Origin of the sequence: Scopulibacillus darangshiensis (genome assembly GCF_004341035.1) — a bacterium.
Classification (GTDB): domain Bacteria; phylum Bacillota; class Bacilli; order Bacillales; family Sporolactobacillaceae; genus Scopulibacillus; species Scopulibacillus darangshiensis.
The window spans coordinates 21790-35051 of sequence record NZ_SLXK01000044.1 but is presented as its reverse complement, the minus strand read 5'-3'; the positions used below and the strand labels follow the sequence as shown (position 1 = coordinate 35051).

Annotated in this window: 10 protein-coding genes; 7 read left to right on the top strand and 3 right to left on the bottom strand. The window is 39.9% G+C overall.

Annotation, left to right across the window (positions count from 1 at the left end; translation table 11 throughout):
• Positions 1-446: 446 nt before the first annotated feature.
• Positions 447-2006, bottom strand: coding sequence for an HAL/PAL/TAL family ammonia-lyase (locus tag EV207_RS19490; RefSeq protein WP_132747829.1), 1560 nt, complete (start codon positions 2004-2006; stop codon positions 447-449).
• A gap of 15 nt (positions 2007-2021) precedes the next feature.
• Positions 2022-3401: an MFS transporter gene (locus EV207_RS19485; RefSeq protein WP_243647165.1), complete on the bottom strand. Its 1380-nt coding sequence runs from the start codon at positions 3399-3401 to the stop codon at positions 2022-2024.
• Between the two features lie 400 nt (positions 3402-3801).
• Between EV207_RS19485 and solA the strand changes: the two genes are divergently transcribed.
• Entirely contained in the window at positions 3802-4950 is a 1149-nt protein-coding gene (gene solA, locus EV207_RS19480) for an N-methyl-L-tryptophan oxidase (protein ID WP_132747827.1), read from the top strand.
• A 265-nt stretch (positions 4951-5215) separates the two neighbouring features.
• On the opposite strand, the gene EV207_RS23980 is transcribed toward solA, so the two are convergent.
• Positions 5216-5716, bottom strand: coding sequence for a CBO0543 family protein (locus EV207_RS23980; protein ID WP_424511388.1), 501 nt, complete (start codon positions 5714-5716; stop codon positions 5216-5218).
• A 165-nt stretch (positions 5717-5881) separates the two neighbouring features.
• Between EV207_RS23980 and EV207_RS19475 the strand changes: the two genes are divergently transcribed.
• The 6 genes from EV207_RS19475 to EV207_RS19450 all read left to right on the top strand — a co-directional run bounded on the left by EV207_RS19475 (position 5882) and on the right by EV207_RS19450 (position 13254).
• Positions 5882-7201 carry a spore germination protein gene (locus EV207_RS19475; protein ID WP_132747826.1) on the top strand — a complete coding sequence of 440 codons (1320 nt, stop codon included), beginning with the start codon at positions 5882-5884 and terminating at the stop codon, positions 7199-7201.
• The gene (locus tag EV207_RS19470; protein WP_132747825.1) at positions 7191-8273 is read left to right on the top strand and encodes a GerAB/ArcD/ProY family transporter; all 1083 of its coding nucleotides are present in this window, start codon (positions 7191-7193) and stop codon (positions 8271-8273) included. Before EV207_RS19475 ends, EV207_RS19470 begins: the two co-directional genes overlap by 11 nt.
• Positions 8260-9324: a Ger(x)C family spore germination protein gene (locus tag EV207_RS19465; protein ID WP_132747824.1), complete on the top strand. Its 1065-nt coding sequence runs from the start codon at positions 8260-8262 to the stop codon at positions 9322-9324. Before EV207_RS19470 ends, EV207_RS19465 begins: the two co-directional genes overlap by 14 nt.
• 176 nt (positions 9325-9500) lie before the next feature.
• Positions 9501-10409: an AEC family transporter gene (locus EV207_RS19460; RefSeq protein WP_132747830.1), complete on the top strand. Its 909-nt coding sequence runs from the start codon at positions 9501-9503 to the stop codon at positions 10407-10409.
• Between the two features lie 206 nt (positions 10410-10615).
• Positions 10616-11338: a GntR family transcriptional regulator gene (locus tag EV207_RS19455; protein ID WP_132747823.1), complete on the top strand. Its 723-nt coding sequence runs from the start codon at positions 10616-10618 to the stop codon at positions 11336-11338.
• Between the two features lie 2 nt (positions 11339-11340).
• A complete protein-coding gene (locus EV207_RS19450; RefSeq protein WP_132747822.1) occupies positions 11341-13254 on the top strand; it encodes a TRAP transporter permease in 1914 nt (637 codons plus the stop codon).
• Positions 13255-13262: the final 8 nt, after the last annotated feature.

The window sequence follows — 13262 nt, the reverse complement described above, 5'->3', positions numbered from 1 at the left end:
TATCCAATTTCAATCCGCCTCCGTTCTATTTTTATACACATTTATATCCAGAGTGCGGTTTTCTAAAACTGTCTACTATATAGGTACAATAACAGGGGATATCTGCGTCGATTCCGCGAGACATTGCGTCTTGGACCGGGTAACTGCGTCCTTATGAGCGCCGACTGCGTCTTCATCGCGGTTTTCTGCGTCGATTCCGCGAGACATTGCGTCTTGGACCGGGTAACTGCGTCCTTATGAGCGCCGACTGCGTCTTCATCGGGGATATCTGCGTCGATTCCGCGAGACATTGCGTCTTGGACCGGGTAACTGCGTCCTTATGAGCGCCGACTGCGTCTTCATCGCGGATATCTGCGTCGATTCCGCGAGACATTGCGTCTTGGACAAGGGATCTATCGATACTCCGTTATTGGTAGGCCCTCTTTCTACATAGACATTTTTTAATATCAAAACTGAAGCTCACCAACAACGTTTTCCACTGCTCGCAGGATGTCGCCTTCGTGTATTTGTTCTTTAATGCTTTCGATATCAGGATAGAAATATCGATCTTCTTCTACTATCGGGACCCTGCTCCGAATGAGGTTGTACGCCGCTTTGGACGCCAGCGACGGTTGGAGTGTACCGTGAAAGTCTAGGGCTTGGGCTGCCGCCATGAGCTCAATCGCTAGGATGTACTCAAGTTTTTTCGAAATGGTATAGGCTTTTTTCGAAGCAAGATAGGCAAAGGTAACAGGATCCTCTTGACCCGCGCTTGTCGATACACTGTCAACTGTTGCCGGGTGTGACAGCACTTTTATTTCTCCTAATAGTCCAGCTGCTGTATATTGAGGGATCATGTATCCGTTATTTAACCCTGGATTTGCTGTTAAAAAGTTAGGGAGGCCGCTGAAGTGCTGGTTAACCAACCGGTCGCCTCTCCGTTCGGATATCTTTGCGAGATTAGCCATCGCAATACACATCGCATCCGAATAAATCCCTACATATGACCCGTCAAAGTTGCCGCCCATTAGACCGATTCCGTCATCACCTTCCGGATAAATAATAGGATTGTCGCCGGTTGACCCCATTTCATCCATAATTGTATCCAAAGCGTCCTTAAGCGCCTTTTTTGCGGCGCCATGCATTTGCGGGATACAGCGCAAGCTATGGGCATCCTGCAACCTGAAGTCTTTATATTTTTCCGTGATGTCGCTTCCATCTAGAATTCTTAAGATATTTTCTGCCGTCCCCGCCTGTTCCTTATGTCTTTTTACAGAATGATAACGAGGATCAAAGGCCTTCAGTGTTCCTTTTAAAGCCTCTAGTGACATAGCACCGGCAATATCCGCCGTTTTTGCCGATTGGATGCCGTTATACAATGCTAATAGGGCATGGGCCATAACCGAAGTCGTTCCGCTTGTCAGAGCCAAACCCTCTTTGCAGCCTAATGTTACAGGCTCTAATCCCGCCTTCTTTAAGGCTTCTTTTCCCGGAATCAATTCACCCTGATCCAACACAAGGCCTTCACCCATTAATACTAGAGCCATATGGGCTTCAGGCCCCAGATAACCAACTGAACCATCGCCAGGCACAAACGGCATCACATCATGGTTTAAAAGGGATGCTATAAGTTGTAATACATCAAGTCTAACGCCCGAGTAGCCTTGACCAAGACTGATCAGCATCATGAGCTGCGTGGCTCGCACCACCTCTTTTTCCAACGAGTCACCCACAGAGACGGCATGGGAGCGGACAATGTTTCTTTGGAGCCTTTCAGCATCCTTTGGTGATATAACTTGGGTGACATTATCACCAAATCCGGTCGTTATGCCATATATTAATCGGTTTTCCTCAAGACATTTCTCTACTAAATGCCTTGAATGGTTGACCCGATCACAATAGTCTTGTGAGAAAGAAACCTTTGCTCCATATCTTGCAACTGCAATGAAATCATTCATTGATACAGAATGGCTTTTTAGTAGAACGTCTTTAATATCTTTTGGATGACGTGTTTCAGTACTGTTCATGTTTCAAATCCCCCATTAGTGTGATGACATCTTTTTCCTTGGTGATGATGACACAACGTCTTGCGATGATGACTCGGGAGTCTGACTGGCTTCATCAAGAGAAAGATCTTTTGTTTCCGGTGCCCAGGCAATGGATATAACAGCGCCAATTAATAAGACCACAGCCAATCCAATCATAGAGGGACCGAGTCCAAGAGATGCCAAACTTATTGGCAGAAGGAAGGTTCCGATCGCAGAACCGATCCGGCTTACACCATTGGTCAATCCGACTCCTGATCCGCGGATTTCCGTTGGGAATAGTTCCGCTGGATAGACTTGGGCTATATTTGAAAACCCTGACATAACCAAAGTGAATACAGCAAAGAACAGCATGACCAAGATAAAGGGTCCATGAGGCCAAATGCCAAGCAAAAGCAAAGAAACGGTAAGAGTTAAAAATGACCCAATCGTAAATGTTCTGCGAGACAGTTTATTGATAAACCAAAGGCTCAATATGGCGCCTATCAGCAGGAATATATTCAATAAAATATTTCCCAAGATGTCATCTTTAACGCCCATGGCTTTAAAAATAAGCGGCAGAAAGGTGTAGATCGCAAAGTAAGGCAGAACTTGACAGAAGTAAAATAAACAGCCAAAAGCCGTGCGTGTCCGGTGTTTTTTCTTAAAAAGCATCATAAAACTAGTTGAATGTTGTTCACTTTGACCATCCGCTATAAGGTCACTAATATCTACATTAGGACCGATAAACCTTTTTACAATTTGGCGGGCTTCTTCTATTCGCCCCTTGCTGATCAGCCATCTTGGCGATTCGGGTGTCCCTATCCGCAATAATAGAACGATGACTGCCGGAATAGCGCCGCTGGCGAGCATCCAGCGCCATGAGTCAGGCCCAGCTTTTTCTAATAGAATACCAACGAAATAAGCTACGACATAGCCAACAGTCCACATGACAGTTAGAGAGGCTAGCAGACTTCCCCGATATTTTTTTGGAACAAATTCAGAAAGCAGCGTCGGTCCGATCGCATAATCTGCCCCAATGCCGAAACCGATCAATAAGCGCAGAATAAATAACGCTAGCGGCCCATCGACAAAGAATTGCAGAAACGAGGCAACCGCGATTAATAAAAAATCCAGAAGGTACACTTTTTGTCTGCCTATTCGGTCGCCTAACCACCCTAATAATAATGATCCGACAAAAAGCCCGATTAATGCAGAGCTGCCAATTAGGCCTTGCCACACAGTGCCAAGCTCCATTTGCGGCCCAATTAATGTAAGAGCCATCCCAATGATCCCAAGAGCGTACCCGTCAGAGAAGTTCGAACCAAACGTGAAGGCCGTAATCTTCAGATGGAATTTGTTTAACGGAGCATTATCGATCTTTATTGTCCCGGTCATGTGTCTTCCCTCCATTTCATTATTTTACATTCGGAATAACTATCGAAACCACTGAAAAATCATTAGTGAGGGAAGTAAGCGGTTCCAATTATTTTATGATTGGAATGCAAAACGCCTCTTGATTTTGATTTCTAAATTATATTTTAATTTGTGAGATTTAAAAGATATAGGCCATTTATTTTTGAATTTCAATACAAAACTGCTTTAAACAAACATTGTAGTAAAGAACTAAAGTCCAAAACCCTACTTTATTTTCGAAATCATACTTTATTCTTGTGATAGGAACTTTGAAAAGTTTGCATATTGCAATTTTGCTAAGCTTTGAAAAGATCTAATAATATGATAGATTGTATTTTAAAGTAAGATCAGGATTATTTCCTTTCGTGAAAGAGGCGATCATATGAAAAAGCAGTATGAAGTGATTATTGTTGGAGCAGGTTCAATGGGAATGGCGACAGGATATTTTCTTGCAAAAAGGGGAGTTAGCACGTTGCTTATCGATGCAAATGATCCTCCGCACGATCGCGGCAGTCACCATGGTGAAACCCGAACCATTCGCCATGCTTATGGGGAAGGGGAACATTATGTGCCATTGGCCATAAGAGCCCAGGAATTATGGCATGAATTAGAGAAGGAAAGCGGGGAACATTTATTTTCTAAGACGGGGGTTCTCTGTGCTGGACATTCGGAGTCCTCTTTTATAAAAGAAACGATCCACAGTGCTAAGACATATGCCCTGCCGATTGAGATTATGGGCCGTGACGACATTCATAAAGAATGGCCTGGACTTTCGCTCCCTGAAGGCACTCTTGGCTGCTTGGAAACAACCTCTGGTGTTTTATTCAGCGAACAATGTATCAAAGCTTATCGAAAACTTGCTTTTGATTATAGTGCCGATTTAATGACACATACTCCTGTTGAAACGATTTCCTGCTATAGCAACGGTGTAAAGGTGCAAACAAAAGACAAAGATTATTATGCGGATAAACTTATCATCACGGCAGGTGCGTGGACCGGTGAGCTCCTTAAGGATATTAAATTGGCTTTGCAGCCGGTTAGAAAGGTGCTGGGCTGGTTTGAGTCTGACGACGGCTTATATAATGACGCCCGTTTCCCGGCGTTTTCTTTTGACCTTAACAATCAATTATTCTACGGAACACCAAGCTTCGGCGGGAGCGGGGTAAAAATTGGCCGCCATGATGCAGGCCAATTCGTTGATCCTAATAAAATTAATAGGGAATTTGGGGCGCATCATTCTGATGAAGAAGATCTCAGACGTTTTCTGAATAACTATATGCCAAGAGCAGCCGGGAGATTAAAGCAGGGAAAGGTGTGCATGTACACGAGAACACCTGATGAAGATTTTATTATCGACAGTCATCCTGAATATCCGCATGTTGCCATAGCAGGCGGTTTCTCAGGGCATGGCTTTAAGTTTTGCAGTGTCGTTGGAGAAATTTTAAGCGACCTATGCCTAACCGGACGAACTGAGCATGATTTATCTCCTTTTTCTCTTTCGCGAGGCATTTTGAGGTGTGAAAAATGCTGACCTGCAAACGAGCAATGCCTGGAAACGTATGAATAAGAAAGGCATACCGTAAAAGTTGAAACTTAAATTGTGATCTCTTTTTAATCAATTTCTCAAAATAAAGCGATGCAATCCCTCATTAATATAACCAGGGGGGTCTTTCATCGCTTCATTTTTCACATCAAAAAATGGGGCAGGCTTAATTCATAACATAAATGCTCTTATACATCTTTCCTATCCTTAGAAGGTGCCCATGCCGCTGATTATATCTTCTCATGTTCTCGGGTCATTTCATTTTATTAATAGGAACATTAAAGAATAGTAAAATTAAAATAACTATCGGTACAGAGATTATATATGCCATTAAGGGTTTCTTATGATGCAAAATTAACATAGGGAACATAATACAATTGAATAAAATAGACCACCAAAAATTCCACCCATTATCATATTTAAATAAACCAATTAGGTGGTAAAATAACTCCATTGCTGAGTTTAACATTACCCAAAAAAGAAGATAAAAAAATTGTTTTATTTTTGAGTCAGGGTAAAAGGTAAGAAATATTAGAACCGTACACGGAAATCCTATAAATGTAATAGCAAGGCTAACTAATGTATGAGATTGCAGGAAAGAACCCCTAAATTCCCATAAAGGATAGTTATAGGTCAAAACTTCATATAGTAATGCACCAACAATCTTATAGAGAATGGTCGATTGGTACTTTTCCCAATTCCTCCAATCCCCCCACCGCCAAGCAGCAACAACATATAAAAATAACCCTAGGATTTGAATTGACTTTCCCTCTTCTTTCCAAATGATTATTTGATCAAGGGTATTATTATTTCCAATTAATTAACAATTATTCTCTTCCTCCATATGGACATGGCCAATTAGAATAAAAACTTATTTGCGTGTAACAATAACGTTAGATCGTTTTTGAGGAGCATTCTAATGGTGAATGTGGTTAAGGAAATACAGGCCAGGTTTTCTAGACATGATGACTTTTTCTTCGAGGAAGAGCAAAAAGATAAAATGCCATTTTACCTTATGGGATTTAATACGCTTATTGATTTAGCCAAATCAAATTTATATGTACGGCAAGTAGCAGCATCCTCTTCCTCGGTCAATGAGCTTTTTATAAATCTTAGTGACCAGCTTGATGTTGATACAGAGAAATTAATAAAAGCTATATTAGAAGGTAAATTGGTGATCGTATTAGGGAACGGGAAACGAAACGCCATAGTGGACCCTGTCTCCCGAAATCTTAGAAGAAACATTGATAAACCCCAAAGTGAAAGCCCCCTTCAAGGTCCATTAGATGCTTTTGTCGAGGACATTAAAACGAATATAGGGTTAATCCGAAAAAGGCTTGATACAGAACGTCTGTGTCATTCTTCCCATGAAGTCGGAAAACTCGCAAGCCGAAAACTGTCAATGCTTTATATCAAGGGAAGGGCTCCGGACACATTAATCAAGAAGATTAACAAGCAGATAAAACAAATAGACACAGATATTGAAACGGTTGATGATCTCAATAAATATTTTGGTCAGCGCAGCAGTATCGTTAGTCATGTGTTTCTGACAGAACTTCCGAGTGAGGTCACCCATCTATTAAAAAAGAACAGGGTTGTGCTTCTTTTGGATAATTACCCTTTTGCGCTTGTTTTCCCTAATCTTCTATTGGATATGTTTTGTATTGCAAGTGATCGCAATTATCCATCACTATTGGCATATGCACTTCGAACACTAAGAGTGGTTGGGGCTGTCATCAACGTCTTACTTCCCGCTTTATATGTTGCAATCGTATCAGTCAATCCTGAGATATTAAAAATAGACCTTGCCTTATTTGTTTCAGAAAGCAGGCGGGGTATTCCATTTCCGGCATTGCTTGAAACGATGATCATGGTCGTTCTCGTCGATTTAACACTTGAAGCGATTGTGAGGCTTCCCAAAAGCGTCGGTCCTACCATTACAATGGTTGGGGGAATTATACTGGGCCAGGCGATGGTGCAGGCGAAATTAGTCAGTCCGTTATTGGTGATTGTAGTCACTGCCATTGTCATTTCGGGTTCCGTGGTTTCAGGAATACAAAATTCCTTGTACATCCGCCTGTTGAGATACCCAATTTTAATTTTAGCCTCCATTTATGGCGTTTTAGGTGTTTTTATCGGGTTTCTTTTTACCATCGTCTATTTGGCGAGTTTAACTTCAAATGGTATCCCGTATACAGCGTTTCGCATAAGAGAAAGGGGGACGCAAAATGAGTCATAGACTGCAGATAGGATTTGTTTTTATCATCCTATATATAGGTTTAAATCATACGATTTATCCTGACCTTATCTTTCAGTTGACGAATACCGGACACTGGGAAGTGGTTCTTTGCCAGGGTTTGCTTCAATTGACTTTAATATGGATCTACATTAAAGGATTAAGTTACTTTCCCGGGCAGGATGTCATTGATATTTATTTAAAAGCGGGAAAATTGATTGCATTTATTATCCTTATACCATTTGTCATCTCCTTAACCGCGCTCATTGCATATGATATCCGTTTGCATACTGAGGTTATTATTTCGGTCTTTTTGTCGCGTACACCCTACTGGCCAGTATTGGTGCTTCTTTTTTTTATTACGACTTATATCGCTTTAAATGGCTTAGGTACAATTCTGCGTTCATCCGTTTTTATTTTCCTTATAGTTATTCCCTTGATGCTGTTTGTCATATTGTCCTCTTTGATAAATTTTGATTGGCATAACGCAACGCCAGTTTGGCACTCATCTTTCGACTTTTTAATGGAGAAAAAATTCTTCTATCTGATGGGCTTTGCGGCGTTCTTACCTTTGGGGTTCATGGCCTATAAAACCAAATTAACATTTGGTTTTATTTTTTTAGCATGGGTTTGTGTGATGATTTCCTTTCTTTCCGTCGTGTATATCCCGCTTTTTATATTTGGCCAAGAGGCGGTCATGACATTGCCTTTCTCGATGATAAGAGCAATAAGTTCAGTTGACATCAGATGGTTTATATTTAATCAACAAACGATCTTCTTGGCGTTATCACTGATCGGATTTACGGTCATACTGAATGCCGTTTTACTTTGGATGATTGGAAGAATCATGCACAAAATGTTGAAATGGAAAAAAGTAAAAACCTCTTATTGGATTATTGTCTTTTCCATTATCGCATTTATTTTTGCATTATTTGTTCCAAGCCGGTCTTGGACAGATAAATGGTTTTTATGGAGTGCAGGCGCTCAGGTGTATTTTATGATTGTCATTCCATTTTCTACTTTGATTTGTGGCTTTGTAATGAAAAGAGGCAGGGTGTCTTATGAAAAGGGTTAATAAAACGTTGATTACGGCTATGTTTTTGTTAACCTTTCTTAGCGGATGTTGGGATATTAAAGATATTGATCAGAGGAACCTTCCTCTGGTCATAGGTATTGCCAAAGCAGACAATAATGAATATAAGGTGACCGCGCAAATTCCAATACCGAAATTAAGTGGCCAAACGCAGAGCGGTCCAATGTCAAGAATCGTCACAAGCAAAGGTGAGAGCTTTTCCAGTGCACTTGGGCAAATAAAGACAAACTCTGAAGATGCAGTGGATTACTCACATGTACGATTGATTGTTATACAAAAGAATTTAACAAAAAACCAAAAGGAATTAAGGCAACTTATAAAATTTTTGATGGACTCTAAGGAAATCCCCATGAAAGCAATGTTGGCCATTACAAATGACCATATTGAGAAATTGTTGTCGAATATTAACGATAAATTAGGGGTCGATTCCACTTCTTTATACGATTTTTTTAACAAAGGAGCTGGCTGGGCACCCGAGATTTCAAGCGCTCCTATTTGGGAAGTGTATCGCAGTTTATTTTCATATACTGAAGATATAACCATTCCGGTTGTTGATTCTGGAAAAGATACTGTATTAAATTATAAAGGCGCTGCCGTTCTAAAAAAGGGAAAAATCACTCAAAGAATCAGTCCAAATGAAAACCAATTAATTAACTTGTTCCAAAACAAAAGTGCAAAAGGCAAGATAGAGAGTGTGGGTTTTGCAAGTGTTATGGTAACAAAAAGCACAATTGAAAATAAAACGGTTATGAAAAATAATAAGCCGCTGGTATATAGCGATTTGAACTTAAAAATTGACATTTTGGAAAGAAAAGCAGATATCACGAATAACCAGATAAGAGAAAGGCTAGAAAAGCTTACTCAAAAACAGTTTTACCACATATTTAAACAAGCCCAAAAAAGCAATACCGATATCTTCGGATTTGGTCAATATTTCCGTGATCAGATCCCTTATGACGATTTAAAAAACTGGAGAGGAAAATATTATCCTAAATTAAAAGTGAATTTTCAGGTCCATGTCAGTATGGAATAACACATTCAATTGGGGGTTAGCTATTCCTGTTTTTACTTAAATATACCTTTTTATATAATTAATTCTATTCTATTCCACATTAGGCGAAAGGGCTTAACTTTGCCGGTCAAGTTTGTTGTTTTGAATTCATGAGTTTGATAGGCTAGGATTTATACTACGTGGATTGGGTGACGCATATGGCGTTTTTGGAAATCCTGTTGCCGATATTCGGAATATTTGGCATAGGATATGTCGGGCAGAAAACCATTGGCTTTGACACGAAGACATTATCAACAATGGCATTGTATTTAATGACGCCTTTCCTGGCATTTCATACCTTCTATGAGTCAAAATTTAATGTGACATATGGTTATTTGCTTATTTACACGATAGTTCTTTGTTTTAGTTTGATAGGGATCGTCCATATTGTCAGTGCTATAAGGGGATTTTCAAAAAAGGAAACATGCGGCATGATTTTAGCATCAGCATTTATGAATAATGGGAACTACGGCACACCGCTCGTATTGTTTGTGTTCGGCAAAGAAGGGTTGCATTATGCCATCATCCTTATGGTCATTCAGTCGCTTCTAATGTGTACGGTTGGGATCTATTATGCGGCAAAAGGAAGCCCGAATAATGATGGTCTAAAGGCGTCTTTGGGCGCCGTCTTGCGAATGCCAATCGCCTATGGTGCTTTGGCGGGAGCGTTGTTTCAATGGTTTCATATTGAAGTCAATCATACCATAATGGATGCTGTTGCAATGGTTGGAGATGCCGCAATCCCAACGATAATGATTGTTTTAGGCATGCAGCTGGCAAATATATCGATAAAAAAGTTAGCCATTCATAAAATATCCCTTTCATTAGTTATTAAACTACTTTTGTCTCCAGCTATTGCTTTATTATTGGCTTTCATTTTGCCAATCGATGATTTGCTGCAAAAAATCATGATTCTGATGGCTGCAATGCCCACTGCCGCTAATACAACGATGTATGCCTTGCAGTATCAGACCGAGCCGGAGTTTGTTTCAAGTGCAACACTTGTCAGCACTGTTTTAAGTCTTGTAACCTTACCGCTTGTGCTTATTGGTATACAATTTATTTAGAAATATATAATCTATTGGGGCAGAAATGGGGCAGGATCAAACGGTATATACCGTTTGATCCTGTTTTTTCTATTTTACATTAATTGGTTGGGCAAATTTAGTTTGGCGCTGGTAATCAGAATATTCCGTTCAGGCGGAATTTTATATTGACAATACATATAATACTTAGTATTATAAGTTAGACGATAAACAAACTATAGAAGGGGGTGCTAACGATTCGAAAATCACTTTATAAGTCTATATACGATGATCTAGTTAATAAAATTATATCCTCAACGTATCAAATGGGGGAACAACTTCCTTCCGAGACGGAACTGGATAGAATATACAACGCAAGCAGGACGCCAGTTCGACAAGCTTTAAAGCAGTTAGAAAATGACGGTTATATTTACAGACTACAGGGTAAAGGCTCTTTTGTAGCAAACCGCAGGCCAGCAGAAATGTGGACACGAATGACGGGATTCAGATCGAATTACATAGACAAGTGGGAAGAAATATCATCAAGAACAATCGGTATTGATCAAACACATGGGTGCTATTCCCACCTATTTAATATAGATAAGAATCAAAAGGTTGTTCATTTAAAACGGGTTCGTTATTTTGGCGATACACCCATTCTCTATTTGGAGCATTATATTAATCCAATCATCCCGGATGAAATCTTTTCAGAAAATCTGTCATTTATCTCTTTGAATGAATTAATCGAAGATAAGTTAGGTATAGAAATAGTACGTGCTGAAGAAGAAATAGAACCAATTACCGTTAAACCTGACATTGCAGAAATACTAAGCGTTCGATTAGATAAGCCTCTGTTAAAGGTTACTAGAATTTCATATGACAAAAATAACTTACCTATTGATGTAAACCCTTATATTGTGAATACCAATGAGTGGAAGTACAAAGTTGATTTTGAAAGGGATGATGGGTAAAGATGAGAACCTTTAAGGGGAAATTAGGCATAGCTTTTACAATATGGGCGATAATCACCTTGGTATTTCATATTTATACAGCCTATTTTGGATCTTATGAACCTCGAGTGCAAAGATCTATCCACCTGCTTCTTTTGCTTCCTCTGGCTTTTATTGTCTTTCCATTTCGCCGAAAAGGCAAAAAGTCGGATAAGCCTGCTGTTTTTGATTGGCTTTTGGCGATTTTAAGCATGCTTCCAAGTCTCTATCTTTTATTAAATGCTGCTAATCTAAACAAACGTATTGAATTCGTTAACCCCGTTACTATGACTCAAGTTATTTTGGGAACCTTAGTTGTTATTCTTGTTATTGAGGCATGCCGAAGGGCCGTCTCTTTCGCATTTGCTATTGTAATCGCTTTCCTTATTTGCTACATCTTTGTCGCGCCTCACTTGCCCGGTATGTTCCATTCTCGTGTGATAAGTTTCGATCGTGTCATTGAATTATTTTATTTAAAAGGTGATGAAGGGATATATGGCTTTTTAACGGGGATTTCGAGCAATACATTATTTATATTTATAGCATTTGCTGCCATAATGCTGAGAACAGGTGTCGGGAAATACCTCATGGATATTTCAATTTTTCTTACTGGGAGGTACCGCGGAGGACCTGCAAAAATAGCAGTTTTATCGAGTGGATTATACGGGAGTATAAGTGGCAGTTCAGTATCTGACGTGTATTCAACAGGGAGCTTTAGCATTCCCCTAATGAAAAAGATTGGTTATTCTTCCACAAAGGCCGGTGCCATTGAAGCGGTTGCAAGCGCAGGCGGACCGTTAATGCCGCCGATAATGGGCGCAGGAGCGTTTGTAATGGCTGAAATGACTTCGACCAATTATACAAATATTATTAAAGCCGCCATTTTGAGTGCCATCATATATTATATCGGCGTTTTGTCAACGGTACATTTTGAAGCTATATCAATGAATTTATCAAGGTCCCCGAAAGAATGGAATGTCGGATTTAAAAATATTCTTAAAAGAATACCCTATGCCATCCCTTTTGTTGCTATACTCTATTTTCTTTTTACTGGTTATTCTCCGGCGAAAAGTGCAGTGTACGCCCTTGTCTCTTGTATACTAGTCTGGTTAGTTATGTCGAGGAGACAACTAAATTTTAAGAATATCATTGATGGTGTTAATTATGCGGTAAGCGGGGCGGTCGTTATCGCATCAGCCTTAGCAGGCGCAGGAATTATTGTAGCCGTATTAAATCAAACCGGGGTAGCTTTATCACTTGGCAACATTATATTAAACTACTCCTTTGGAAATCTTGGGATAGCTTTATTTCTAATTATGATTGTGACTCTTGTGTTAGGTGCTGGCATACCAACAACGCCTGCTTATGTTATTACTGCTACTGTAGCTGCGGGGGCTTTATCTTACTTTGATGTCCCAATACTCATCGCACACTTATTCGTCTTTTATTTTGCCATTCTTGCAGATATAACGCCGCCAGTAGGTGTTACAGCATTTTCAGCTGCTAACGTGGCGGAATCACCGCCTATGAAGACAGCGTTAATGACACCAAGATTTGCTTTAGCAGGCTTTATTGTTCCTTTTGTTTTCGTTATGAAGCCTGAACTACTCTTTTATCAAGACACATCTTTTGGCATGACAGTCCTTACCTTTATTTCTACCGGCCTTGCAGTTATTGCGCTTGCGGCTGTCGTTGTTGGGACCCTTTTCAGAAAAATGTCGGTAACTATGAGGTTGGCTATTTTCATCGCAGCTATTATCTCTTTAAGTAACATAGCGATTATTTCTATTTCAGGAGTCATTTTATTGCTGGCGCTTATTTGTCTTGAATATTTGCAATATAAAGGGAAGTCAGCAAATAATTACGCAAATAAATCACATGTTACTGAAAGTAGGTGATGATCTTT